At 63.6% G+C, this 26,370-nt stretch carries 20 protein-coding genes, 2 tRNA genes and 2 rRNA genes; 11 read left to right on the forward strand and 13 right to left on the reverse strand.

Features of this window, described 5'->3' with window-relative positions; genetic code table 11:
• Positions 1–62: 62 nt before the first annotated feature.
• The 4 genes from KEC55_RS02295 (at position 63) to KEC55_RS02310 (ending at position 4,709) form a co-directional block, all read left to right on the forward strand.
• Positions 63–1,241: a UbiH/UbiF family hydroxylase gene (locus KEC55_RS02295; protein WP_282506573.1), complete on the forward strand. Its 1,179-nt coding sequence runs from the start codon at positions 63–65 to the stop codon at positions 1,239–1,241.
• A 90-nt stretch (positions 1,242–1,331) separates the two neighbouring features.
• Positions 1,332–2,060 (forward strand): DsbC family protein, encoded by a 729-nt coding sequence (locus tag KEC55_RS02300; protein ID WP_176051151.1) that lies wholly within the window; start codon positions 1,332–1,334, stop codon positions 2,058–2,060.
• A 105-nt stretch (positions 2,061–2,165) separates the two neighbouring features.
• Positions 2,166–3,965, forward strand: a complete 1,800-nt coding sequence (locus KEC55_RS02305; RefSeq protein WP_282506574.1) for a M61 family metallopeptidase — start codon at positions 2,166–2,168, stop codon at positions 3,963–3,965.
• 147 nt (positions 3,966–4,112) lie between these two features.
• Positions 4,113–4,709 (forward strand): FMN-dependent NADH-azoreductase, encoded by a 597-nt coding sequence (locus KEC55_RS02310; RefSeq protein ID WP_282506575.1) that lies wholly within the window; start codon positions 4,113–4,115, stop codon positions 4,707–4,709.
• Positions 4,710–4,832: 123 nt separating this feature from the next.
• Here the strand turns inward: KEC55_RS02310 and KEC55_RS02315 are convergent, their stop codons facing one another.
• From KEC55_RS02315 to rpe, 8 genes are all read right to left on the reverse strand, one after another.
• Complete coding sequence (locus KEC55_RS02315) at positions 4,833–5,738, reverse strand: uracil-DNA glycosylase (protein WP_282506576.1); 906 nt, start codon at positions 5,736–5,738, stop codon at positions 4,833–4,835.
• 13 nt (positions 5,739–5,751) lie between these two features.
• Complete coding sequence (locus KEC55_RS02320) at positions 5,752–6,378, reverse strand: CYTH domain-containing protein (protein ID WP_282506577.1); 627 nt, start codon at positions 6,376–6,378, stop codon at positions 5,752–5,754.
• Positions 6,378–7,163 (reverse strand): indole-3-glycerol phosphate synthase TrpC, encoded by a 786-nt coding sequence (gene trpC, locus KEC55_RS02325; protein ID WP_282506578.1) that lies wholly within the window; start codon positions 7,161–7,163, stop codon positions 6,378–6,380. The genes KEC55_RS02320 and trpC overlap by 1 nt, the downstream gene beginning before the upstream one ends.
• Positions 7,164–7,193: 30 nt before the next feature.
• Positions 7,194–8,225 (reverse strand): anthranilate phosphoribosyltransferase, encoded by a 1,032-nt coding sequence (trpD, locus tag KEC55_RS02330; protein WP_282506579.1) that lies wholly within the window; start codon positions 8,223–8,225, stop codon positions 7,194–7,196.
• 13 nt (positions 8,226–8,238) lie between these two features.
• Positions 8,239–8,829, reverse strand: a complete 591-nt coding sequence (locus tag KEC55_RS02335) for an aminodeoxychorismate/anthranilate synthase component II (RefSeq protein WP_176051144.1) — start codon at positions 8,827–8,829, stop codon at positions 8,239–8,241.
• 13 nt (positions 8,830–8,842) lie between these two features.
• Entirely contained in the window at positions 8,843–10,336 is a 1,494-nt protein-coding gene (gene trpE, locus KEC55_RS02340; protein ID WP_282506580.1) for an anthranilate synthase component I, read from the reverse strand.
• Positions 10,337–10,693: 357 nt separating this feature from the next.
• Complete coding sequence (locus KEC55_RS02345) at positions 10,694–11,458, reverse strand: phosphoglycolate phosphatase (RefSeq protein WP_282506581.1); 765 nt, start codon at positions 11,456–11,458, stop codon at positions 10,694–10,696.
• Between the two features lie 4 nt (positions 11,459–11,462).
• Complete coding sequence (gene rpe / locus KEC55_RS02350; protein ID WP_011883156.1) at positions 11,463–12,149, reverse strand: ribulose-phosphate 3-epimerase; 687 nt, start codon at positions 12,147–12,149, stop codon at positions 11,463–11,465.
• Positions 12,150–12,327: 178 nt separating this feature from the next.
• On the opposite strand from rpe, the gene apaG reads away from it, so the two are divergent.
• On the forward strand, positions 12,328–12,702 hold the full coding sequence (apaG, locus tag KEC55_RS02355; protein ID WP_011350820.1) for a Co2+/Mg2+ efflux protein ApaG: 375 nt from the start codon (positions 12,328–12,330) through the stop codon (positions 12,700–12,702).
• Positions 12,703–12,783: 81 nt separating this feature from the next.
• Positions 12,784–14,016: a murein transglycosylase A gene (mltA, locus tag KEC55_RS02360; RefSeq protein WP_282506582.1), complete on the forward strand. Its 1,233-nt coding sequence runs from the start codon at positions 12,784–12,786 to the stop codon at positions 14,014–14,016.
• A gap of 191 nt (positions 14,017–14,207) precedes the next feature.
• Here mltA and paaK read toward each other — a convergent pair whose 3' ends face one another.
• From paaK to paaN, 5 genes are all read right to left on the reverse strand, one after another.
• On the reverse strand, positions 14,208–15,506 hold the full coding sequence (paaK, locus tag KEC55_RS02365; RefSeq protein ID WP_282506583.1) for a phenylacetate--CoA ligase PaaK: 1,299 nt from the start codon (positions 15,504–15,506) through the stop codon (positions 14,208–14,210).
• A 38-nt stretch (positions 15,507–15,544) separates the two neighbouring features.
• On the reverse strand, positions 15,545–15,997 hold the full coding sequence (gene paaI / locus KEC55_RS02370) for a hydroxyphenylacetyl-CoA thioesterase PaaI (protein ID WP_282506584.1): 453 nt from the start codon (positions 15,995–15,997) through the stop codon (positions 15,545–15,547).
• A 1-nt stretch (position 15,998) separates the two neighbouring features.
• A complete protein-coding gene (gene paaG / locus KEC55_RS02375; RefSeq protein ID WP_282506585.1) occupies positions 15,999–16,790 on the reverse strand; it encodes a 2-(1,2-epoxy-1,2-dihydrophenyl)acetyl-CoA isomerase PaaG in 792 nt (263 codons plus the stop codon).
• 45 nt (positions 16,791–16,835) lie between these two features.
• Positions 16,836–18,038, reverse strand: coding sequence for a 3-oxoadipyl-CoA thiolase (gene pcaF / locus KEC55_RS02380; protein ID WP_282506586.1), 1,203 nt, complete (start codon positions 18,036–18,038; stop codon positions 16,836–16,838).
• Positions 18,039–18,125: 87 nt separating this feature from the next.
• On the reverse strand, positions 18,126–19,832 hold the full coding sequence (gene paaN / locus KEC55_RS02385; protein ID WP_282506588.1) for a phenylacetic acid degradation protein PaaN: 1,707 nt from the start codon (positions 19,830–19,832) through the stop codon (positions 18,126–18,128).
• A gap of 129 nt (positions 19,833–19,961) precedes the next feature.
• On the opposite strand from paaN, the gene KEC55_RS02390 reads away from it, so the two are divergent.
• The 5 genes from KEC55_RS02390 to KEC55_RS02410 all read left to right on the forward strand — a co-directional run bounded on the left by KEC55_RS02390 (position 19,962) and on the right by KEC55_RS02410 (position 26,254).
• A complete protein-coding gene (locus KEC55_RS02390; protein ID WP_176051135.1) occupies positions 19,962–20,738 on the forward strand; it encodes an enoyl-CoA hydratase in 777 nt (258 codons plus the stop codon).
• 567 nt (positions 20,739–21,305) lie between these two features.
• Positions 21,306–22,838: ribosomal RNA gene (locus tag KEC55_RS02395) — 16S ribosomal RNA — on the forward strand.
• A 61-nt stretch (positions 22,839–22,899) separates the two neighbouring features.
• A tRNA-Ile gene (locus KEC55_RS02400) sits at positions 22,900–22,976 on the forward strand.
• Positions 22,977–23,018: 42 nt separating this feature from the next.
• Positions 23,019–23,094: transfer RNA gene (locus tag KEC55_RS02405), tRNA-Ala, on the forward strand.
• Positions 23,095–23,373: 279 nt separating this feature from the next.
• Positions 23,374–26,254, forward strand: a 23S ribosomal RNA gene (locus KEC55_RS02410).
• Together the 16S and 23S rRNA genes with 2 tRNA genes alongside form the textbook arrangement of a ribosomal RNA operon.
• Positions 26,255–26,370: the final 116 nt, after the last annotated feature.

The following is a 26,370-nucleotide window of genomic DNA, read 5'->3' on the forward strand; positions in this document are numbered from 1 at the left end:
CCTGCGATTCTGCTGATTTCCCGCAAAGTCCGGCCGCGTAAGGGTTTGGCCCCGCGGCTATAATGCCCGCCATGACTGCCCACCACACCTTCGACGTCGCCGTGGTCGGCGGCGGGCTCGTCGGCAAGACGGCCGCGCTCGCGCTGACCCAGTCCGGCTACAAGACAGCCTTGCTTGCCCAGCCGGCCACGCCGCGCCCCGCCGATCTCGCGTTCGACACGCGCGTCTACGCGCTGTCCTCCAGTTCGCAAGCACTGCTCGAGCGGCTGCGGGTCTGGCAGGCACTCGACCACAGCCGGCTCGCGCCCGCCTACGACATGCGCGTGTACGGCGATGCGCATGCGGAACTGCATTTCTCCGCATACCAGGCCTCCGTGCCGCAGCTCGCGTGGATCGCCGAATCGTCGCTGGTCGAGACGTCGCTCGACGCCGCGCTGCGGTTCCAGCCGAACCTCACATGGTTCGATGCGCGCGCGCAGGGCTTCGACGTGCGTGCCGACGCGGCCGTGCTCACGCTGTCGTCGGGGCAGGTGCTCGAAGCCGACCTGATCGTCGGCGCCGACGGCGCGCATTCGTGGGTGCGTTCCCAAATGGGGGCCAAGGTCGAGCGGCGCGATTACCGGCAGACGGGCGTCGTCGCGAACTTCAAGGCATCGCTGCCGCACCGCGAGACGGCCTATCAGTGGTTCCACGAAGGCGAGATCGTCGCGCTGCTGCCGCTGCCGGACGGCCACGTGTCGCTCGTATGGTCCGCGCACACCGCGCATGCCGATGAATTGCTCGCACTCGATCCGGCGCAGCTCGCGGCCGAGGTCGAGCGCGTGTCGCACGGCCAGGTCGGCACGCTCGAATGCGTGACGCCGGCCGCCGGTTTTCCGCTGGCGCTGCAAACGGTCGACAAGCTGATCGCGCCGCGCGTCGCGCTGGTCGGCGATGCCGCACACCTGATCCACCCGCTTGCGGGGCAGGGGATGAACCTCGGGCTGCGCGACGTCGCGGCGCTCGCCGACGCGATCGCGGGCAAGGAAAGCTTCCGCAACCTCGGCGATACGGTGCTGCTGCGCCGCTACGAGCGTTCGCGCCGCGAGGACATCCGCGCGCTGATGGTCGCGACCGACGGCCTGCAGCGTCTGTTCGCGGTGCCGGGCTCGCTCGCGAAGGCGGTACGCAATGCGGGCATGGCCTTCGTCGGCGCGCAGCCGCTCGTGAAGCGCTGGCTCGTGTCGGCCGCGCTCGGCTGAGCGAACCTTCGGCTGTTTCGCCGGTCGGACTCCGTTCCGTTACGGCGTACACTGTGCCGTGCATACCGATTGAGCTGAAGGAAGATTTCGATGAAAAAAACGATCCGCATCGCGTCGCTGGCGCTGGCCGTCACGATGGCGACGCTCGGCTGCACCGCGCAGGCCGACCAGACCACCGACAAGTTGAAGGCAACGCTGCAAGCGCGTCTCGGTAACGACGCACCGATCAAGAGCGTGTCGAAATCGCCGGTCGCCGGCCTCTACGAAGTGAACCTCGGCACGCAGATCATCTATAGCGACGCGGCGGGCGACTACGTGCTGCTCGGCGATCTCGTCGACACCAAGACGCACAAGAACCTGACCGACGCCCGCCTGTCCGAAATCAACAAGATCGATTTCGCGAGCCTGCCGTTCGCGAATGCGATCAAGGTCGTCAAGGGCAACGGCGCACGCAAGATCGCGGTGTTCTCCGATCCGAACTGCCCGTACTGCAAGAAGCTCGAGACGACGCTGCAGTCGGTCGACAACGTCACCGTCTACACGTTCCTGTACCCGGTGCTGTCGCCGGATTCGACCGTGAAGTCGAAGGCGATCTGGTGCGCGACCGACCGTGCGAAGACGTGGGAAGGCTGGATGCTCGACCACCGTGCGCCGTCCGGCGCCGGCACCTGCGATACCAGCGCGCTCGACAAGAACCTCGCGCTCGGCCGCGGGATGAACGTCACGGGCACGCCGACGATCTTCCTGCCGGATGGCCGCCGTCTGCCGGGCGCAGTCTCGGCCGACCAGCTCAATCAGGCGCTCGCCTCGAGCAAGTAACCGACCACACGCCGGGCACATGGCCCGGCCAGCGAGGGGCGCCCGCATGATCTGCCGGCGCCTCTCTTCGTTTTCGCCGCCGTATTCGACCGACCGATTGCCACGATGACCCAGCCAATCCGCTATTCGATTGTCCCGAAAGATCTTGCCGCGCACCTGTTCGAAGTATCGGTGACGGTCGCCGATCCCGATCCCGAGGGCCAGCGCTTCTCGCTGCCGGTGTGGATTCCGGGCAGCTACCTCGTGCGCGAGTTCGCGCGCAACATCGTGACGCTCGGTGCGTTCAACGATGCGGGCCGCAAGGTGCGCATCGCGAAGACCGACAAGCACACGTGGCAAGCCGCGCCCGTGACGGGCGCGCTGACGCTGCGCTACGACGTGTATGCGTGGGATCTGTCGGTGCGTTCCGCGTATCTCGACGAATCGGGCGGCTTCTTCAACGCGACGGCCGTGTTCCTGAGCGTCGCCGGTCGCGAGGATGCGCCGTGCGAAGTCGACATCGCGAAACCGGCCGGCGCGGCGTTCCGCACGTGGCGCGTCGGCACCGCGCTGCCCGAAGCGCGCGGCACGAAGCGCTACGGTTTCGGTGCGTATCGCGCAGCGAACTACGATGAGTTGTCCGACCATCCTGTGACGATCGGCGAATTCGCGCTCGCGACGTTCGACGCGCATGGCGTGCCGCACGACATCGTGATCGCCGGGCGCGTGACGCAGCTCGACATGGAGCGGCTGCGTACCGACCTGAAGCGCGTATGCGAAGCGCAGATCGCGCTGTTCGAGCCGAAGTCGAAGAAGGCGCCGATGGATCGCTACGTGTTCATGACGCTCGCGGTCAGTGACGGTTACGGCGGTCTCGAGCATCGTGCGTCGACCGCGCTGATCTGCAATCGCACCGACCTGCCGGTGAAGGGGCGCCCGGAAACGACGGAAGGCTATCGCACGTATCTCGGCCTCTGCAGCCACGAGTATTTCCACACGTGGAACGTGAAGCGCATCAAGCCGGCGGCGTTCGTGCCGTACGACCTGACGCGCGAGAACTACACGTCGCTGCTGTGGCTGTTCGAGGGCTTCACGTCGTATTACGACGACCTGATGCTGGTGCGCAGCGGGTTGATGTCGCAGGACGAATATTTCGCGGCGCTGGGCCGCACGGTCGGCGGCGTGCTGCGCGGCACGGGCCGGCTCAAGCAGAGCGTCGCGGATAGCTCGTTCGACGCATGGATCAAGTACTACCGCCAGGACGAGAACGCGACCAACGCGATCGTCAGCTATTACACGAAGGGGTCGCTCGTCGCGCTCGCGTTCGATCTCGCGATTCGCGCGCAGACGCGCAACCGGAAGTCGCTCGACGACGTGATGCGCCTGCTGTGGCAACGCTACGGTCGCGATTTCTACCGCGGCAAGCAGGCGGGTGTCGAGGAAAACGAAGTCGACGCACTGATCGAGGAAGCGACGGGCGTCGCGCTCGGCCGCCTGTTCACCGACGCCGTGCATGGCACCCGCGACCTGCCGCTCGCCGAGCTGCTCGCGCCGTTCGGCGTGACGCTCGCACCCGATGTCGCGAACGGCGCGGCCGCGAAGCCGACGATCGGCGCGCGTCTGCGCGGCGGCGCGGACTGCACGTTCGCGGCGGTCTACGAAGGTGGCGCCGCGCATCGCGCGGGGTTGTCGGCCGGCGACACGCTGATCGCGGTCGACGGGCTGCGCGTGACGGGCACGAACCTCGATGCGCTGCTCGCGCGCTACCGGCCGGGCGACAAGGTCGAGGTTCACGCGTTTCGCCGCGACGAGCTGCGCACCGCGAAGCTGAAGCTCGATGGCCCGGAAGTCACGCGCTACCGGCTGACGGCGACTGCGAAGCCGGCCGCGGTCTCGAAGGCCCGGGAAGCCTGGCTGAAGGGTTGAGCGTACTGAGGCGGGTATCGGGGCGCGATCAACGATTGTTCTGCTGCTGCAACAATCCGTCGCCCTGAACCCGCTTTTTCGCGGTCATGCGGCCACGCACAATGGGGTCACTCGCGCTACCGAAGCGCAACCCTACTGGAGCCTGACATGACGACCATTCTTCAAATCAATTCCGCTGCACGTTCGCAAGGTGCGCAATCCACGCTGCTGGCTAACGAACTGACGGCAAAGCTGCAACAATCGAACGCCGGCGCGAAGGTCGTGGTTCGCGACCTGCTGGCCGATGCGCTGCCGCACCTCGACGAATCGGTGCTCGGCGCGTTCTTCACGCCGGCCGAAAACCGCACCGCGGAGCAGAATGCGATCGTCGCGAAGAGCGATGCACTGATCGCCGAACTGCAAGCCGCCGACATCATCGTGATCGGCGCACCGATGTACAACTTCGGCGTCTCGTCGCAACTGAAGACGTATTTCGACTGGATCGCCCGCGCAGGCGTCACGTTCCGCTACACCGAAAACGGTCCGGAAGGCCTGATCAAGGGCAAGAAGGTTCACGTCGTGACGGCTCGCGGCGGCAAGTACCTGGGTACGCCGAACGACAGCCAGACGCCGTACCTGCGCTCGTTCCTCGGTTTCATCGGCTTGACCGACGTGAACTTCATTCACGCTGAAGGCCTGAACCTCGGCCCGGATGCGCAAAGCGCCGCGCTGGCCAGCGCGCGCGAAGCGATCGCCGCTGCGTAAGGAAGGTCGATGCGGGTGCGACGCACCTGCTGCATCGCCAAAAAAAAGCGCCGCGTCCCCAAAAGGGGCGCGGCGTTTTTTTATGCCGGCCGGCCGCCGGCTCGAAGGACCCGGCGCGGTGCGTTACGCGAGCGTTTCGGCCACTTCCGGCAGGCGCCAGTCGATCGCTTCGCGGCCGGCGTCGACCAGATAGTCGTTCGCGAGCGCGAAATGGCGGCAGCCGAGGAAGCCGCGGTGCGCGGACAACGGCGACGGATGCGGCGCCTCGAGCACGCAATGCGCGCTCGCGTCGAACAGCGCGCGCTTCGCCTGCGCGTGCGCGCCCCACAGCATGAAGACGAGCCCGCGATGACGGCCGGCGAGCTCACGGATCAGCGTGTCCGTGCATTGCTCCCAGCCGCGCTTCGCGTGGCTCGCGGCCGCGCCGCGCTCGACCGTCAGCACGGTGTTGAGCAGCAGCACGCCCTGGCGCGCCCATGTGTCGAGACAGCCGTGACGCGGCGTGTCGTGACCGAAGTTCGCGGCGATTTCCTTGAAGATGTTGCGCAGTGACGGCGGCGTGCGGACGGCCGGCGGCACCGAGAACGCGAGGCCGTGCGCCTGCGGCGTGCCGCGATCGTCGCCGTGGTACGGATCCTGGCCGAGGATCACGATCTTCACGTCGTCCGGGCTCGTCAGGCGCAGCGCGCGGAACACGTCGGTCGGGTAGACCGTCTTGCCGGCTGCGCGCTCGTCGTCGACGAAGCGGCACAGCGGCGCGTATGCGTCGCTGTCGGTGAACGGTTTCAGCACGTCGCGCCAGACTGTCGGCAGCGCGTCGAATTGCGCGGCGAGATGCGGAACGTCAGCGGTTGCGGGCTGCGGTGCCGCGGCGGCCGGAGCCGGCGCAGCGGTTTTCTTCGCGGGTTTGCGCCCGGCCGCGGGCGGCTCGGAAGCCGCGGACGGAATATCGACCGGTGCCGTTTCCGGCACGGGATCGTCGAACAGCGACGCCTGTTGCGGCGCGCGGGAAGTCTTGCGGGTTGCCATGCGTGATGCGTGTTTATTGCGCGCGCAGCCGGTAGCCGCGCTGCGCCTTGCTGATGTTTTCGGGAGCGAGACCCGGCAGCGCCTGCTGCAGTTCGGCGGCGAGCGTCGCGAGCGCCGCTTCCGGGCCGTCGATCAGTTCGAGTTCGATTTCGCTGATCGGTTCGCGGCGCGTTTCGTTTTCCGCCTGGACGACGATCTCGCCGAGGTCCACCGCGGCTTCGACGGTCGCGCCGCCGATTGCGATGCGCCACAGCGTACGCGAAAAATCCGTTCGGAACAGCGCATGCAGCGCGCCGGCCGCGTCATTCAGCGCGGCGGCGGCTTCCGGCACGTCGCAGGCCGCGACGAGGGCGTCGATTTCGAGCGCGTCGCCCGCGACCGGCAGTTCCCATTCGTGGCGGCGATGCAGGCCGCCTTCCGCGCTGCCGACCGTCTTGAACGTCTGCAGCCAGCCGTGCGGCGCGCGACGCACGCGCACCGCGCTTTTCGAGCGTGCCAGCGCGAGATCGGGCGTGTCGTAGTAGACATTCGCGAGCGTGATGTCGTGACCGGGTTCGCCGGTCAGCGTCTCGAAGAAGCGTCGCGCGTCGTCGGCCTGGCCGGCCGGCAGTGCGAGCTTGATTTCCTTTTCGATCGCCATCAGAAGAACATCCGTGCGAGTTCCTCGCCCGGCTGCTCGGCGCGCATGAATGCTTCGCCGACGAGGAACGTGTTCACGTTCGCCGCGCGCATTGTGTCGACGTCGGTGCGCGACAGGATGCCCGATTCGGTCACGACAATGCGGTCCGCCGGAATCATGTCGAGCATGTCGAGCGTGGTCTGGATCGACGTCTCGAACGTGCGCAGGTTGCGGTTGTTGATGCCGAGCAGCGGCGTCTTGAGCGTCAGCGCCTGTTCCATCTCGTTGCGGTCGTGCACTTCGACCAGCACCGCGAGGCCGAGCGAGTGCGCATACGCTTCGAGGTCCTGCATCAGCGGCGTGTCGAGCGCGGCGGCGATCAAGAGGATCGCGTCGGCGCCCATCGCGCGGGCTTCGACGATCTGGTACGCGTCGACGATGAAGTCCTTGCGCAGCACGGGCAGCGTGCAGGCCGCGCGCGCTTCCTCGAGGTAGCGGACGCTACCCTGGAAGAATTGCTCGTCGGTCAGCACCGACAGGCACGCGGCGCCGTGCGCCGCATACGAGCGTGCGATGTCGGCCGGCACGAAATGCTCGCGCAACACGCCCTTCGACGGGCTGGCCTTCTTGATTTCGGAAATCACGGCCGCGTGGCCGGCCGTGTGCTTCGCACGCAGTGCGCCGACGAAGTCGCGCAGGTCGCGCGCCGAGGCGTCCAGCTTCAGTGCCTCGAGCGGCGCGCTGCGCATGGCCGCCGCGACTTCTTCGCGCTTGACGGCGATGATTCGGTCGAGAATGTCGCTCATGTGGGTTCCTGCTTGATTCGTAAGGGGGAGTCAGCGCTTGAACTGCTGCGTAAAGCGCACGAGTTCGTCGACCTTCGCGCGCGCCTTGCCGCTCGCGATCGCTTCGCGGGCGAGCTGGATGCCGTCCGCGATCGACTCGGCGACGTTCGCCGCATAGAGCGCGGTGCCCGCGTTCAGCGTGACGATCTCGCGCGCGACGCCAGGCTGGTTGTCCAGCGCGCCGAGCAGCATCTTGCGCGATTCGTCGGCATTTTCCACCTTCAGCGTGCGGTTCGACACCATCTGCAGGCCGAAGTCCTCCGGATGGATCTCGTATTCGTGCACCTTGCCGTCGCGCAATTCGCCGACGAGCGTCGCCGCGCCGAGCGAAACCTCGTCCATCCCGTCCTTGCCGTACACGACGAGCACGTGCTGCGCGCCGAGACGCTGCATCACACGCACCTGGATGCCGACGAGGTCGGGGTGGAACACGCCCATCAGCTGGTTCGGCGCACCGGCCGGATTGGTCAGCGGGCCGAGGATGTTGAAGATCGTGCGCACGCCGAGCTCGCGGCGCACGGCCGCGATGTTCTTCATCGCCGGGTGATGGTTCGGCGCGAACATGAAGCCCATGCCCGTTTCGGCGATCGACGCGGCGACCTGCTCCGACTGCAGGTCGATGTTCACGCCGAGCGCCTCGAGCACGTCGGCGCTGCCGGACTTGCTCGACACGCCACGGTTGCCGTGCTTCGCGACCTTCGCGCCGGCCGCGGCCGTGACGAACATCGACGCGGTCGAGATGTTGAACGTATGCGAGCCGTCGCCGCCGGTGCCGACGATGTCGACAAAGTTCGAGTTGTCCTGCACCTCGACGTGGTTCGCGAATTCGCGCATCACGGTCGCGGCGGCGGCGATCTCGCCGATCGTCTCCTTCTTCACGCGCAGCCCGGTGATGATCGCGGCCGCCATCACGGGCGACAGGTCGCCGCGCATGATGAGCCGCATCAGGTGCAGCATTTCGTCGTGGAAGATCTCGCGGTGTTCGATCGTGCGCTGCAGCGCTTCCTGCGGGGTAATCGTCATCGTGAGGCTCCCGTCAGGCAGCTTGCGCGGCCGCGGCACGGGCCAGCTTCAGGAAATTCTCGAGCAGCGCATGGCCATGCTCGGACAGGATCGATTCCGGGTGGAACTGCACGCCCTCGATCGGCAGCGTCTTGTGACGCACGCCCATGATTTCGCCGTCGTCGGTCCACGCGGACACCTCGAGGCAGTCGGGCAGCGATTCGCGCTCGATCGCGAGCGAGTGGTAGCGCGTGACGTCGAAGTGCTTCGGCAGGTCGGCGAACACGCCCTGGCAGTCGGTTTCGATCCGGCTCACCTTGCCGTGCATGATGGTCGCCGCGCGCACGACGCGGCCGCCGAACGCTTCACCGATCGCCTGATGGCCGAGGCAGACGCCGAGGATCGGCTTCTTGCCCGAAAATTCGCGCAGCACGTCGAGCGTGATGCCCGCGTGTTGCGGATTGCTCGGGCCGGGCGACAGGCAGATCGCGTCGGGATTCAGGCGTGCGATCTCGTCGAGCGTGATTTCGTCGTTGCGGTAGGTACGTACGTCCTCGCCGAGTTCGCCGAAGTACTGGACCAGGTTGTAGGTAAATGAGTCGTAGTTGTCGATCATGAGCAGCATGGTCAGTCTCCGGTCAGAAGTCGCTATCGAGGCCGTCCTGGACCTGTTCGGCCGCACGCAGCACTGCGCGCGCCTTGTTCTCGGTCTCTTGCCATTCGGATTCGGGCACCGAATCCGCGACGACGCCGGCCGCCGCTTGCACATACAGGTTGCCGTTGTGGATCAGCCCCGTACGGATCGCGATCGCGAGATCCATCTCGCCCGAGAACGACAGGTAGCCGACCGCACCGCCGTACAGCCCGCGCTTGACCGGCTCGAGCTCGTCGATCAGTTCCATCGCGCGCACCTTCGGCGCGCCGGATAGCGTGCCGGCCGGGAACGTCGCGCGAAGCACGTCGTAGTTCGTCATGCCGGGCTTCAGCTTGCCTTCGACCGAGCTGACGATGTGCTGTACGTGCGAGTACTTCTCGATGACCATCTTGTCGGTCACCTGCACCGAGCCGATTTCCGCGATACGGCCCACGTCGTTGCGCGCGAGGTCGATCAGCATCACGTGCTCGGCGATTTCCTTCGGATCGTTGAGCAGCTCGGTTGCGAGTTCCGCGTCGCGCTCGGGCGTGTTGCCGCGCGGGCGCGTGCCGGCGAGCGGACGGATCGTGACGATCTGGTCTTCGCCGCGCTTTTCCTGGCGCACGAGGATTTCCGGCGACGCGCCGACCACGTGGAAATCGCCGAAGTTGTAGTAATACATGTACGGCGACGGGTTCAGCGAACGCAGCGCACGATACAGCGACAGCGGATTGTCGCGGTACGGCTTCGTCAGCCGCTGGCCGACCTGGATCTGCATCAGCTCGCCGGCCGCGATGTATTCCTTCGCCTGGCGCACGGCGGCGAGGTAGTCGTCCTTCTTGAATTCGCGGAACGTCTCGGTACGCACGCTCGCCGACGTGACGGGCGGCTGCACGGTCGTGCGCAGCCGCTGCTTCAGTTCGCGCAGGCGCTGTTTCGCCTTCGCGTAGGCTTCGGGCTGGCTCGGGTCCGCGTAGATGATCAGGTACAGCTTGCCGGCGAGGTTGTCGATGACCGCGACTTCCTCGGTCAGCAGCAACTGGATGTCGGGCAGGCCGAGATCGTCGCGCGGCGCGGTGTTCGCGAGCTTCTTCTCGATGTAGCGCACCGCGTCGTAGCCGAAGTAGCCGGCGAGACCGCCGCAGAAGCGCGGCAGGCCCGGGCGCTGCGCGACCTTGAAGCGCGCCTGGAACGATTCGATGAACTGGAACGGGTCGCCGTCGTGCGTCTCGACGACCTTGCCGTCGCGCACGACTTCCGACACGCCGTTGCGGGTGCGTACGAGCGTGCGGGCCGGCAGGCCGATGAACGAGTAGCGGCCGAAGCGTTCGCCGCCGACCACCGATTCGAGCAGGAACGAGTTGGCGCCCGAGCGTTCGGGCTGGGCCAGCTTCAGGTAGAGGGACAGCGGCGTTTCGAGATCGGCGAGGGCTTCCGCGATCAGCGGGATGCGGTTGTAGCCTTCATTCGCGAGCGATTGGAATTCGAGTTCGGTCATGTTCCGGTCCTGTTCGGGACGAGCGGCGCGTGCGCCAGGGATCACTTGACGCTGCGCGCGTTGCCGTCGGCGAAAGGGCGGTCGATCGAGAAGTGCCTGTTGCCGGCCGGCACTCCGGGCGTGAACGTCGCGAGCCTGCGGCCGAGCCTGAACGCAAGCGTTCGGACGCGGTAGAACTCGAGGTGGTGCGACGATCGGCGCGCGGATGCGCAGCGAGATAAAAAACGGCGCTGAAGACGTGCTTCAGCGTACCTCATCGAAGAGGTTAGCGCGACCAGCGACGCCAGGGCCAGGCTCCCCGGTCGATGCTGCTCAGACTCCGTTTTTTATTCAGAAACATGCAGATGGAAGAAATGATCAGAGGGTTGGCCGGCCGGCATTGTGCGCGGTGATCGCGCGAGCTGCGACCAGCAACGAATCGACTATACCATCCGAATTTATCGTTTGTATAGCGTTGCCGTGGTTGTAGCCGTACGGCACCGTCAGCGTCGCCATCCCGGCCGCGCGGCCTGCCAGCGCATCGTTTTCCGAGTCGCCGATCGCGACCGCCGCGTCTGGTGCGACGCCGAGCGCATCGCAGGCCGTCAGCATCGGCAGCGGATCGGGCTTCTTGCGCGCGACGCTGTCGCCGCCCAGCACGATGCCGAAGCGATCGGCCAGCCCGTATTGCTCGAGCAGCTCGACTGCGAAGCGGTGCGGCTTGTTCGTCACGCACGCGAGCCGGATGCCGGCCGCGCGCAGCGCGTCGAGGCCGGCGGCCACCTCCGGATAGAGGCGCGCATGGCGGCCGTTGATCTTTGCGTATTCGGTCTGGTAGATCGCCAGCGCGTCGTCGAAGCGCGCGTGCGCTTCGTCGGCCGGGAAGCGCGGCTTCAGCACGCTCTGGATCAGGTGTTCGGAGCCCTTGCCGACGTAGCCGATCACCTCGTCGCGCGACGTGGCCGGCGCGCCGAGCTGCGCGAGCATCCCGTTCAGGCCCGCCGTGAAATCGTCGGCCGTGTCGACCATCGTGCCGTCGAGGTCGATCAGCGCGGCTTCGATGCGCGGCGCGGTGAAGCGGATCGGGGCAGCGTCCGCGGCGACCCCGGCCGGCGCATGGCCGGCAAGCGACGAATCGGCCACGGTGTCAGCTCCGCTCGACGGTGGCGAGCGCCGCGCGCATCTCGTCGATCACCTTGCGGTAGTCGGGCTTGCCGAAGATCGCCGAACCCGCGACGAACGTGTCGGCGCCGGCCGCCGCGATTTCCGCGATGTTGTCGGTCTTCACGCCGCCGTCGACCTCGAGCAGGATCTCGCGGCCCGTGCGTTCGGTATAGGCGTCGATGCGTGCGCGTGCTTCGCGCAGCTTGTTCAGCGTTTCCGGAATGAACGACTGGCCGCCGAAGCCCGGGTTGACCGACATCAGCAGCACGAAGTCGAGGCGATCCATCACGTGGTCGAGGTAGTTCAGCGGCGTGGCCGGGTTGAACACGAGGCCGGCCTTGCAGCCGTGGTCGCGGATCAGCGACAGCGTGCGGTCGATGTGATCGGAGCCTTCTGGGTGGAAGCTGATCAGGTTCGCACCGGCCTTCGCGAAATCGGGCACGATCCGGTCGACCGGGCGCACCATCAGGTGCACGTCGATCGGCACCTGCACGTGCGGGCGGATCGCTTCGCACACGAGCGGGCCGATCGTCAGGTTCGGCACATAATGGTTGTCCATCACGTCGAAGTGGATCCAGTCGGCGCCGGCGGCGACGACGTTGCGGACTTCTTCGCCGAGCCGTGCGAAATCGGCCGACAGGATGCTGGGAGCGATACGAAATTGGGTCATGGCAGGGGGGCGGGGACGTTGCGGCGCAAAACCGTCATTCTACCGTCCGGCGACCCGGTGCGCGGCGGCGGGCCGTGCGGCCGAGGCCCGATTGCGCATAGAATGCCGAACCAATGCGGCACGCCCGCGGCCCCGTTGCCCATGCCGGCACGGACAGTCACCTTCCACCGGAAACATCATGAGTCAGTATCAGTTCACCGTTTCGGTGAAAACCAGCTACTTGCCGGAACAATCCGACCCCGATCGCCGTCAATATGCATTCGCGTACACGCTGACGATCCGCAACACGGGACAGGTCGCGGCGCAGCTGATCGCGCGTCACTGGATCATCACGGACAGCGAGAACCACGTGCAGGAAGTGAAGGGGCTCGGCGTCGTCGGGCACCAGCCGCTGCTGCAGCCGGGCGAGCACTTCGAATACACGAGCTGGGCCGTGATCGCGACGCCGGTCGGCACGATGCGGGGCGCGTACTTCTGCGTGGCGGAAGACGGCGAGCGTTTCGAGGCGCCGGTCGACGAGTTCGCGCTGCACATGCCGCGCACGCTGCATTGAGCGTGCGAAGCGCGTCAGCGCGGCTGGCGGTCGTTGTCGCTGCGGGCGTGCTTCTTTCTGCCCGACGACGTCCACACGACGATGAAGATCAGCAGGGCAAGCGCTACGAAGGCTTCGAGCGCGAAGATGAGCATCGGATATTGGTCGAGAAAATCTGACATGGCGGTTTCCATCAAGAACGGACATTGTATGTGGTTTGGGCCCCGGTTGGCCGGGTGGGTGGCAGCGGCCGCGGCGGCGGCGCTGCTTGCCGCGTGCGGCAGCGCGCCGACGCGGACGTCGTCGCAGAAGCCGCCGACCGGCGCAGCGATCGTGCCGGGGCAGATCGCCGCGAAGCGGCTCACGCCGGTCGCGTGGCAGCAGGTGCCGGGCTGGCAGGACGATTCGCTGATCGGCGCGACGGCCGCGCTGCGGCAGAACTGCGCGCGGCTCGCGCGCCAGCCGGCGTGGGCGCGTGCCTGCGCGGCCGCCGACCGGCTCGACGAGCTTGACGTCAGCAGCGCACGCACTTTCTTCGAAACGTATTTCACGCCGTTCCAACTCGCGAACACCGACGGGACGCTCGACGGGCTCGTGACCGGCTATTACGAGCCGCTGCTGCACGGTTCGCGCGTGCGCCGCGGCCCGTATCAGTACGCGCTCTATCGCTGGCCGTCCGGCTATCGCGCGGGTGCCGCGCTGCCGGTACGCGCGCAGCTCGAGCGCGCCGGCATCCTGAGCGGCAACGAACTCGTGTGGGTCGACGATCCGATCGAGGCGTTCTTCCTGCAGGTGCAGGGCTCGGGGCGCGTGCTGCTCGACGACGGCTCGGTGATGCGGGTCGGCTTCGGCGGCACCAACAACCAGCCGTACCGGTCGATCGGCAAGTGGCTGCTCGATCGCGGCGAGCTGACGCCCGCCCAGGCAACGATGCAGGGCATCAAGGCATGGGCGAAGGCGAACCCGACCCGCGTCGACGCACTGCTCGACACGAATCCGCGGTTCGTGTTCTTCCGCGACATGCCGACCAAGGAAGATGCGCCGCACGGCGGCGCGGACGGCCCGATCGGCGCGCTGGGCGTGCCGCTGACACCGGAGCGTTCGATCGCGGTCGACCCGTCGGCGATCCCGCTCGGCACGCCCGTTTTCCTGCAGACTACGCGTCCGCTGACGAATACGCCGATGAACCGACTCGTGTTCGCGCAGGATACGGGCTCGGCCATCAAGGGCGGCGTGCGCGCCGACTATTTCTGGGGGCTCGGCGACGACGCCGGTGATCAGGCGGGCCGGATGAAGCAGGTCGGCCGGATGTGGCTGCTGTTCCCGAATTCGTGATGCGCAGTGGCCGCGTCGGGCGCGCGAGCGCAGCGGCGCGGGTGTTCCGTGCGGAATGCCTGACGTGATGTGACTCGATTTGACGGGCTGTGCCCGAGACGAAACAGCCCGATCGGTTTTGGCCGATCGGGCTGTTTCTTTTTGGCGCGGGGCGATGGCCGCTCCGCATTGCTGACAGGCTGCGCCTGGCTTTATCCCTTGCGCTTGTCCACGACGCGGCGCGCCTTGCCGACCGAGCGCTCGATCCCGTTCACGGGCAGCACGTTGATCACGGCCGTCACACCGATCAGCGACTTGATGTCGTACGCGAGCGCCTGCTTTGCTGCGTGGATCGCCGCCGTATCGGGCGCGGAGTCGGGACACGGCTCGACGTTGAGCGTCAGCACGTCGAGTGGGCCTTCCTTCGTCAGTACGATCTGATAGTGCGGCGCGAGCGCGCGCTGCTTGAGCAACTGCTCCTCGATTTGCGTCGGGAACACGTTGACGCCGCGCACGATCATCATGTCGTCCGAGCGGCCGGTGATCTTCTCCATCCGGCGCATCGTGCGGGCGGTGCCGGGTAACAGGCGCGTGAGGTCGCGGGTGCGATAGCGGATGATCGGCAGCGCTTCCTTGGTCAGCGACGTGAACACGAGCTCGCCGAGTTCGCCGTCCGGCAGCACTTCGCCGGTTTCCGGGTCGATGATTTCCGGATAGAAGTGGTCTTCCCAGATGGTCGGGCCATCCTTGGTCTCGACGCATTCAGACGCGACACCTGGGCCCATCACTTCGGACAGCCCGTAGATGTCGACCGCATCGATGCCCATCCGCTGTTCGATCGCGACGCGCATGTCGTTGGTCCAGGGCTCCGCGCCGAAGATGCCGATACGCAGCGAGCTCTGCACGGGATCGAGGCCCTGGCGCTCGATTTCGTCGGCGATCGACAGCATGTAGCTCGGCGTGACCATGATGATGTCGGGCCGGAAATCCTGGATCAGCTGAACCTGCTTTTCGGTCTGGCCGCCGCCGAACGGGATCACGGTCAGCCCTGCGCGTTCGGCGCCGTAATGCGCACCGAGCCCGCCCGTGAACAGGCCGTAGCCGTAGCTGACGTGCACCTTGTCGCCGCGGCGCGCGCCGGCAGCGCGGATCGAGCGCGCGACGAGATTCGCCCACGTGTCGATGTCGCGGGCCGTATAGCCGACGACTGTCGGCTTGCCGGTCGTGCCCGATGACGCATGGATGCGCGAGATCTGATCCTGCGGCACCGCGAACATCCCGAACGGATAGCTGTCGCGCAGGTCGCCTTTCGTCGTGAACGGGAAGCGAGACAGGTCGGCAAGCGTTTTCAGGTCGTCCGGATGCACGCCCGCGTCGTCGAACTTGCGACGATAGACGGGCGAGTGGTCATACGCATGCCGGAGCGACCACTTGAGGCGTTCGAGCTGCAGTGCGATCAGCTCGTCGCGCGAGGCGGTCTCGATCGGCTCGAGCGGTAGCGGGGTAGTCATGCCTGTCTCCAGTGTTTGTTATGTGCGAACCGTCGACGTCAGCGGTCTTCCGGGATGACCGTGCCCTTGATCTGGGCGGATTTGCCGCGAAACATCGCGACCGTTTCACCGGTCTGGTTCGTGACGCGGATGTCGTAAATGCCGTGGCGGCCGGCGCGTGCCTGTTCGATCGCCTCGGCCGTCAACATGTCGTTGCCGTGCACGGGGCGCAGGAATTCGATCGAGCAGCCGGCCGCGACCGTGTTCAGGTTGTACGAGTTGCACGCGAACGCGAAGGTCGAATCGGCGAGCGTGAAGATGATGCCGCCGTGACAGGTCTGGTGTCCGTTCAGGAATTCGGGCCGTACGTGCATCTGCAGGCGGGCGTAGCCGGCGCGTACTTCGGCGATTTCCATGCCGAACGCGCGGCTGCATGCATCTGCGTCGTACATGGCCTGCGCCGTGGCGCGCGCCAGCGAATCGGGATCGAGCGTGTCGGTGGCGTTCGTCATGTCAACGCCCCTCGAAGCGCGGCGCGCGTTTCTCGATGAATGCCTTCACGCCTTCCGCATAGTCGTGCGACTGACCGAGCTCGCGCTGAAGGTCGCGTTCCAGGTCGAGTTGCTGGTCGAGCGTGTTCGTGACGCTGTCGCGCATCGATTGCTTGATCGATGCGATGGCGAGTGTCGGCTGTTGCGCGAGTTGGGTGGCGAGTTGACGGACGGTCGCGACGAGCGCGTCGTCGTCGACCGCACGCCAGATCAAGCCCCATTGCTCGGCCTGTTCGGCACCGAGCTTGTCGCCGGTCAGTGCGAGCCCCAGCGCACGCGCCATGCCGACGCGCTGCGGCAGGAACCACGTGCCGCCCGAATCCGGTACGAGCCCGATCTTGACGAAGGCCTGGATGAAACTGCTCGAACGGGCAGCGAACACGAGATCGCACGCGAGCGCGAGATTCGCGCCGGCGCCGGCCGCCGTGCCGTTGACGGCGGCGATCACCGGAATCGGCAGACGCTGCAGGCGGCGGATCAGCGGATTGAAGTGCTCGTCGATCAGCGTGCCGAGGTCGGTGGACGCGCCCGGCGTGAAGTCGAGGTCGGCCAGGTCCTGGCCCGCGCAGAAGCCGCGCCCCGCACCCGTCAGAATCAGCGCGCGTGCGCCGGCCGCTTCGACTTCATCGAGCGCCGACTGCAGTTCGCGATGCATCGCCCGCGTGAAGCTGTTCAGCTTGTCGGGGCGGTTGAGGGTGATCGTGGCCACGCGCGCGGCCTGATCGATATCCAGCTGAATCGCCTGATAGGACATGCAGTGTCTCCTTCGTGACTTCGTTATAGGCGCGCGGCGCGTCGGTTACACGCGTTCGATCGCGAGGGCAATGCCCTGGCCGACGCCGATGCACATCGTACAGAGCGCAAAGCGGCCGCCCGTACGTTCGAGTTGATGGAGCGCCGTGGTCACGAGACGGGCGCCGGAAGCGCCGAGCGGATGACCCAGCGCAATGGCGCCGCCGTTCGGGTTCACGCGGGGATCGTCATCGGCGACGCCGAGCATGCGCAGCACCGCGAGGCCCTGCGACGCGAATGCCTCGTTCAGTTCGATCACGTCGAACTGGTCGATGGTCATGCCGAGCTGGCGCAGCAGCTTTTGCGTGGCCGGCGCGGGGCCGATGCCCATCACGCGCGGTTCCACACCGGCGGTCGCCATGCCGACGACGCGCGCGCGGCGACGCAGACCATACTGGTCGGCTGCCTGTGCATTGGCGAGCAACAACGCACATGCGCCGTCGTTGACGCCTGATGCATTGCCGGCCGTCACCGAGCCGTCCGGACGCACGACACCCTTCAGCTTCGCAAGGGCTTCGAGGGACGTCTCGCGCGGATGTTCGTCGCGCGACACGACGATGGCGTCACCTTTCTTCTGCGGAATCGTGACCGCGACGATTTCGTCGGCAAGCGTGCCGTCCTGCTGCGCGCGTGCAGCCTTCTGCTGGCTGCGCAGTGCGAACAGATCCTGATCGGCTCGGCTGATGTTGTAGTCGACTGCGACGTTCTCGGCCGTCTCCGGCATCGAATCGACGCCGTACAGCTGTTTCATCAGCGGATTGACGAAGCGCCAGCCGATCGTCGTATCGAAGATGTCGGCCTGCCGTGCGAACGCGCTCGCGGCCTTGCCCATCACAAACGGCGCGCGCGTCATGCTCTCGACGCCACCCGCGATCATCAGGCGCGCCTCCCCCGCCTTGATCGCGCGTGCGGCCGTGCCGACCGCGTCCATCCCGGAGCCGCACAGCCGGTTCAGTGTCGTGCCCGGTACGGCGGTGGGCAGGCCCGCGAGCAGCGCCGACATGCGCGCGACGTTGCGGTTGTCCTCGCCGGCCTGATTCGCACAGCCGTAGATCACGTCGTCGATCGCTGACCAGTCGACGTTCCGGTTGCGCTCGACGAGCGCCTTGAGCGGCACCGCGCCGAGGTCGTCGGCGCGGACGTCTTTCAGGGCGCCGCCGTAGCGGCCGATGGGGGTGCGAATCGCGTCGCAGATGTAGGCGTCTGTCATGGGCGTATCGATGAGCAACGAACCCGCCGGGTGGCGGATTCGTTCATGGTAGAGAACGTGGCGGCGTTTGCACGTCGGCCATTCGGGTTATGCCGTCTGGCCAGCTTCCGCGGGGACCGCCTTCGGGGCAACATGGACGCGGCTTTGCACCACACGGAAGCGGTTGGCGACGAACGCCGGGTCGGCCAGCGCGGCGTTGGCCGCCGGGTTTGCGCCGGTGCCGTGGAAATCGGAGAACGCGGCCGACTGGTTGACGAATACAGCGCCCGTCAGGTTGATCGACAGCGCGACACCGCCGCGTACCGCTGCGTCGTACGCGGCCTCGACGATTGCGTCGTCGGTGCTATAGACAGAAAGCGTCAGCGCGCCATGTTCTGCCGCAATTTCCCCGGCGAGATCAAGCGACTGCGCGGTCGAGTCGGTCGCGATCACGAACGAGATCGGGCCGAACCACTCCTGCGTGAATTTCGCGCGATCGGCCACGTCGAGTTGCAGCACGAGCGGCGTGCGCACGCGGGCATCGGGGAAGGCAGGGTGCTGGAGGGTCAGGCTGTCGGCGAGCACGCGGCCGAGCTGGCGGGCGTCGTCGATACGTGCGGTCACACCTTCGTTCTGGATCGCGCCGATCAGTTCGACCGAGCGTGCCGGGTCGCCGGTGAGTTTTTGCACGGAAACGGCGATGGCCTGTGCGACTTCGTCGAAGCTCGCATGACCGTCCGACGTCCGGATACCGTCGCGCGGTACGTAGATGTTCTGCGGCGCCGTGCACATCTGGCCGGAGTACAGCGCCAGCGAGAACGCGATGTTCTTGGCGGCGGCCTTCAGGTCGTCGGTCGAGTCGATCACGATCTGGTTGACGCCAGCCTTCTCGGTATAGACCTGTGCCTGATGGGCGTGGCGTTCGAGCCACGTACCGTTCTGCGTGCTGCCGGTGAAGTCGATCAGCTTGATCTCGGGGCGCAGTGCGAGATCCTGAACGAGGGCGCCGTCGTTGGGCTCGGTCGCGAGGAGCGTGACGACGTTTGGATCGAACCCGGCCTCGCGCAGCACGTCGCGAGCGATCCGGACCGTGATCGCGAGCGGCAGGATCGCACCCGGATGCGGTTTGACGATCACGGTGTTGCCGGTTGCCAGGTCGGCGAACAGGCCCGGGTATCCGTTCCAGGTCGGGAACGTGCAGCAGCCGAGCACAAGCCCCGTGCCGCGCGGGACGATCGTGTAGCGCTTGTGCATCGCGAGCGGCGGGTTCTTGCCTTGCGGCTTTTCCCAGTGCGCGTCGGCGGGGATGCGGCGCAGTTCGTCCCACGCATAGGCGACTGCCTCGAGCGCGCGATCCTGCGCGTGCGGGCCGCCGGCCTGGAACGCCATCATGAATGCCTGCCCGGTGGTGTGCATCACGCTGTACGCGATCTCGAAGCTCGCACGGTTCAGACGCGCGAGGATTTCGAGGCTGACGCCGACCCAGGCGCTCGGGCCGGCTTCACGCCACGTGCGTTGCGCGGCGGCAGCGGCGGCGATCAGTGCGTCGGGCGTCGATTTCGGATACCGGATGCCGAGCGCGATGCCGTACGGCGACTGCTCCGCGCCGACCGTTTCACCGGAAGCCGGCTGGTCGAGCTCGAACGTGCTGTCGAGGTGCGACTTGAACGCGGCCTCGCCATCGGCGTTCGCGCTTTCCCCGTACACTTTGGGGCTCGGCATTTCGGCGAACGGGCTCCAGTACCCGCGGCTCTCGATGGCGGCGAGTGCGTGTTTCAGCGTGTCTTCGTGCTTCGTGAACAGTGCATGGGTCATGGCGGCGGCCTGATGGACGTTGAGAGGGGTTGGATCGATTAATTAACCGACCGGTTGGTCGGAGAATGGTAGCATCAAACTATTCGCATGTGCGAGGCGTTTCTCATTTCATTGATCGAGGAGAAATAGATGGCTTACGAGAACATCCTGGTGGAGACCCGGGGGCGTGTCGGGCTGGTTACGCTGAACCGCCCGAAGGCGCTGAATGCGCTGAACGATGCGCTGATGGATGAGTTGGGCGCCGCGCTGAAGGCGTTCGATGCGGACGACAACATTGGCGCGATCGTCGTCACAGGGAGCGAGAAGGCATTCGCGGCCGGCGCGGACATCGGCATGATGGCGACCTACTCCTATATGGATGTTTACCGGGGCGACTACATCACGCGCAACTGGGAGACGGTCCGCGAGATCCGCAAGCCGATCATTGCGGCGGTTTCGGGCTTTGCGCTGGGCGGCGGCTGCGAGCTCGCAATGATGTGCGACATCATCTTCGCGGCGGATACGGCCAAGTTCGGTCAGCCTGAGATCAAGCTGGGCATCATGCCGGGTGCTGGCGGCACGCAGCGGCTGCCGCGCGCGGTGTCGAAAGCGAAGGCGATGGACATGTGTCTGACCGCACGTTTCATGGATGCCGCCGAAGCCGAGCGTGCTGGGCTCGTGTCGCGCGTACTGCCGGCCGACAAGTTGCTCGACGAGGCGCTTGCTGCTGCGGCGACGATTGCCGAGTTCTCGCTGCCGGCGGTCATGATGGTCAAGGAGTCGGTGAACCGGGCATACGAGACGACGCTGGCCGAGGGTGTCCACTTCGAGCGCCGGCTGTTCCATTCGCTGTTCGCGACCGAAGACCAGAAGGAAGGGATGGCGGCATTCGTCGAGAAGCGCAAGCCGGAGTTCAAGAACCGCTGATCGGGCTGCGCCACGGCAGGTGTCCGAAGGCTGTTTGGCGCCTGCTGTAAGTACGGTCGCCCGGCCCGTCGAGCCCAAAGCCCTCGTGCGCGTCAGCGCACGAGGGCTTTTTCAAATATTTTTCACAAAGGGGCTTGCGTAGATCGGGGCAGATGCATAGAATCACGCCTCTTTCGCGCTAACGGAAACGCGGCGCGAGAGGAAGGGAAGCGGTGCTGTTGAGGCAGGTAGTACGGGCCTCGGCGGTGCAGGAAGTTGAGCCCCGCAGTCGCAACGATGTAGTAAAAAAGTTGTTGACGAACTGCGAAACACGGTTCATAATCTCGCTTCTCTGCTGCTGAAAACGCAGCGCTGCCGGGAAACACGAAGTTCCTCGCAGATTGCTCTTTAAAAATTAACAGCCGATAAGTGTGGGCGCTTGATGGAAGCGAGCTGATCCTCGGATCAGATAGCGAAAGTATCAAGAGTCTCACACTAAAGTAAGTCAGGTTTATGAAGTGATTCATATTCCTGTCAGCTTTGAGTGAGCGACCGGTTCTTAACTGAACCGAAAACAGTAACAGGTTTAAACTGAAGAGTTTGATCCTGGCTCAGATTGAACGCTGGCGGCATGCCTTACACATGCAAGTCGAACGGCAGCACGGGTGCTTGCACCTGGTGGCGAGTGGCGAACGGGTGAGTAATACATCGGAACATGTCCTGTAGTGGGGGATAGCCCGGCGAAAGCCGGATTAATACCGCATACGATCTACGGATGAAAGCGGGGGACCTTCGGGCCTCGCGCTATAGGGTTGGCCGATGGCTGATTAGCTAGTTGGTGGGGTAAAGGCCTACCAAGGCGACGATCAGTAGCTGGTCTGAGAGGACGACCAGCCACACTGGGACTGAGACACGGCCCAGACTCCTACGGGAGGCAGCAGTGGGGAATTTTGGACAATGGGCGAAAGCCTGATCCAGCAATGCCGCGTGTGTGAAGAAGGCCTTCGGGTTGTAAAGCACTTTTGTCCGGAAAGAAATCCTTGGCCCTAATACGGTCGGGGGATGACGGTACCGGAAGAATAAGCACCGGCTAACTACGTGCCAGCAGCCGCGGTAATACGTAGGGTGCGAGCGTTAATCGGAATTACTGGGCGTAAAGCGTGCGCAGGCGGTTTGCTAAGACCGATGTGAAATCCCCGGGCTCAACCTGGGAACTGCATTGGTGACTGGCAGGCTAGAGTATGGCAGAGGGGGGTAGAATTCCACGTGTAGCAGTGAAATGCGTAGAGATGTGGAGGAATACCGATGGCGAAGGCAGCCCCCTGGGCCAATACTGACGCTCATGCACGAAAGCGTGGGGAGCAAACAGGATTAGATACCCTGGTAGTCCACGCCCTAAACGATGTCAACTAGTTGTTGGGGATTCATTTCCTTAGTAACGTAGCTAACGCGTGAAGTTGACCGCCTGGGGAGTACGGTCGCAAGATTAAAACTCAAAGGAATTGACGGGGACCCGCACAAGCGGTGGATGATGTGGATTAATTCGATGCAACGCGAAAAACCTTACCTACCCTTGACATGGTCGGAATCCCGCTGAGAGGTGGGAGTGCTCGAAAGAGAACCGGCGCACAGGTGCTGCATGGCTGTCGTCAGCTCGTGTCGTGAGATGTTGGGTTAAGTCCCGCAACGAGCGCAACCCTTGTCCTTAGTTGCTACGCAAGAGCACTCTAAGGAGACTGCCGGTGACAAACCGGAGGAAGGTGGGGATGACGTCAAGTCCTCATGGCCCTTATGGGTAGGGCTTCACACGTCATACAATGGTCGGAACAGAGGGTTGCCAACCCGCGAGGGGGAGCTAATCCCAGAAAACCGATCGTAGTCCGGATTGCACTCTGCAACTCGAGTGCATGAAGCTGGAATCGCTAGTAATCGCGGATCAGCATGCCGCGGTGAATACGTTCCCGGGTCTTGTACACACCGCCCGTCACACCATGGGAGTGGGTTTTACCAGAAGTGGCTAGTCTAACCGCAAGGAGGACGGTCACCACGGTAGGATTCATGACTGGGGTGAAGTCGTAACAAGGTAGCCGTATCGGAAGGTGCGGCTGGATCACCTCCTTTCCAGAGCTCTCGCAAAGTTGAGCGCTCACGCTTATCGGCTGTAAATTAAAGACAGACTCAGGGGTCTGTAGCTCAGTCGGTTAGAGCACCGTCTTGATAAGGCGGGGGTCGTTGGTTCGAATCCAACCAGACCCACCACCGTCTTGTGTGGCGGTACACACCTGAGGAATATCTGTACATGGGGGCATAGCTCAGCTGGGAGAGCACCTGCTTTGCAAGCAGGGGGTCGTCGGTTCGATCCCGTCTGCCTCCACCAATCACCAATGACAAGCGTTCGACTTGGGTCGAATCTTTGTCATTGGCGATTGAGCCAGTCAGAGTGATATAACGTATCGGCTGTCGTTCTTTAACAATCTGGAAGAAGTAAGTAATTTGGATAGCGGAAGCGTCTTGAGATGGACGTGAAAACTATCCGGGTTGTGATTGTATCGATGTATCTCAAGATGATTCGAACTCTATGTTTGACTCAATTGGAATACGGCACAACGCGAGAACTCAACCTGTAGCGACTGTCGATGAGACAGACTCGTTATAGGGTCAAGCGAACAAGTGCATGTGGTGGATGCCTTGGCGATCACAGGCGATGAAGGACGCGGTAGCCTGCGAAAAGCTACGGGGAGCTGGCAAACAAGCTTTGATCCGTAGATGTCCGAATGGGGAAACCCACTCCTTTTGGAGTATCCATGGCTGAATACATAGGCCATGTGAAGCGAACGCGGTGAACTGAAACATCTAAGTAACCGCAGGAAAAGAAATCAACCGAGATTCCCAAAGTAGTGGCGAGCGAAATGGGATGAGCCTTGTACTCTTTATTTGTATTGTTAGCTGAACGCTCTGGAAAGTGCGGCCATAGCGGGTGATAGCCCCGTAAGCGAAAACAGTATGAAAGAACTAAGTGTACGACAAGTAGGGCGGGACACGTGAAATCCTGTCTGAAGATGGGGGGACCATCCTCCAAGGCTAAATACTCGTGATCGACCGATAGTGAACCAGTACCGTGAGGGAAAGGCGAAAAGAACCCCGGGAGGGGAGTGAAATAGATCCTGAAACCGCATGCATACAAACAGTCGGAGCCTCGTAAGGGGTGACGGCGTACCTTTTGTATAATGGGTCAGCGACTTACGTTCAGTAGCAAGCTTAACCGTATAGGGCAGGCGTAGCGAAAGCGAGTCCGAATAGGGCGTTCAGTTGCTGGGCGTAGACCCGAAACCAAGTGATCTATCCATGGCCAGGATGAAGGTGCGGTAACACGTACTGGAGGTCCGAACCCACTAACGTTGAAAAGTTAGGGGATGAGCTGTGGATAGGGGTGAAAGGCTAAACAAACTTGGAAATAGCTGGTTCTCTCCGAAAACTATTTAGGTAGTGCCTCGTGTCTCACCTTCGGGGGTAGAGCACTGTCATGGTTGGGGGGTCTATTGCAGATTACCCCGCCATAGCAAACTCCGAATACCGAAGAGTGCAATCACGGGAGACAGACATCGGGTGCTAACGTCCGGTGTCAAGAGGGAAACAACCCAGACCGCCAGCTAAGGTCCCCAAATATAGCTAAGTGGGAAACGAAGTGGGAAGGCTAAAACAGTCAGGAGGTTGGCTTAGAAGCAGCCACCCTTTAAAGAAAGCGTAATAGCTCACTGATCGAGTCGTCCTGCGCGGAAGATGTAACGGGGCTAAGCTATATACCGAAGCTGCGGATGCGTGCTTTGCACGCATGGTAGGAGAGCGTTCCGTAAGCCTGCGAAGGTGCGTTGAAAAGCGTGCTGGAGGTATCGGAAGTGCGAATGCTGACATGAGTAGCGATAAAGGGGGTGAAAGGCCCCCTCGCCGTAAGCCCAAGGTTTCCTACGCAACGTTCATCGGCGTAGGGTGAGTCGGCCCCTAAGGCGAGGCAGAAATGCGTAGCTGATGGGAAGCAGGTCAATATTCCTGCACCATTGTTAGATGCGATGGGGGGACGGATCGCGGAAGGTTGTCCGGGTGTTGGAAGTCCCGGTCGCTGCATTGGAGAAGGCGCTTAGGCAAATCCGGGCGCGTATTCAAGGGTGTGGCGCGAGCTCCTTAGGGAGCGAAGCAATTGGAAGTGGTTCCAAGAAAAGCCTCTAAGCTTCAGTCTAACGATGACCGTACCGCAAACCGACACAGGTGGGCGAGATGAGTATTCTAAGGCGCTTGAGAGAACTCGGGAGAAGGAACTCGGCAAATTGGTACCGTAACTTCGGGATAAGGTACGCCCTTGTAGCTTGATGCCCCTGCGGGCAGAGGGTGAAGGGGTTGCAATAAACTGGTGGCTGCGACTGTTTAATAAAAACACAGCACTCTGCAAACACGAAAGTGGACGTATAGGGTGTGACGCCTGCCCGGTGCCGGAAGATTAAATGATGGGGTGCAAGCTCTTGATTGAAGTCCCGGTAAACGGCGGCCGTAACTATAACGGTCCTAAGGTAGCGAAATTCCTTGTCGGGTAAGTTCCGACCTGCACGAATGGCGTAACGATGGCCACACTGTCTCCTCCCGAGACTCAGCGAAGTTGAAGTGTTTGTGATGATGCAATCTACCCGCGGCTAGACGGAAAGACCCCATGAACCTTTACTGTAGCTTTGCATTGGACTTTGAACCGATCTGTGTAGGATAGGTGGGAGGCTATGAAACCGGAACGCTAGTTTCGGTGGAGCCGTCCTTGAAATACCACCCTGGTTTGTTTGAGGTTCTAACCTTGGCCCGTGATCCGGGTCGGGGACAGTGCATGGTAGGCAGTTTGACTGGGGCGGTCTCCTCCCAAAGCGTAACGGAGGAGTACGAAGGTACGCTAGGTACGGTCGGAAATCGTGCTGATAGTGCAATGGCATAAGCGTGCTTAACTGCGAGACCGACAAGTCGAGCAGGTGCGAAAGCAGGTCATAGTGATCCGGTGGTTCTGTATGGAAGGGCCATCGCTCAACGGATAAAAGGTACTCTGGGGATAACAGGCTGATACCGCCCAAGAGTTCATATCGACGGCGGTGTTTGGCACCTCGATGTCGGCTCATCTCATCCTGGGGCTGTAGCCGGTCCCAAGGGTATGGCTGTTCGCCATTTAAAGAGGTACGTGAGCTGGGTTTAAAACGTCGTGAGACAGTTTGGTCCCTATCTGCCGTGGGCGTTGGATATTTGAAGGGGGCTGCTCCTAGTACGAGAGGACCGGAGTGGACGAACCTCTGGTGTACCGGTTGTCACGCCAGTGGCATCGCCGGGTAGCTATGTTCGGAAGAGATAACCGCTGAAAGCATCTAAGCGGGAAACTCGCCTTAAGATGAGATATCCCTGGGGACTAGATCCCCTTGAAGGGTCGTTCGAGACCAGGACGTTGATAGGTCAGGTGTGTAAGCGCAGTAATGCGTTCAGCTAACTGATACTAATTGCCCGTAAGGCTTGATCCTATAACAAGTCTGCCTTGTAGATCGGCGCCGTGCGCAAGCACTGGCTGCAAGATCCAAGCGACAAGTTGGATTCTCGTGTGTGATACACACAACTCAAAAATTACTGCTTCTTCCAA

The organism is Burkholderia cepacia (genome assembly GCF_029962485.1).
In the GTDB taxonomy this organism is placed as follows: Bacteria; Pseudomonadota; Gammaproteobacteria; order Burkholderiales; family Burkholderiaceae; genus Burkholderia.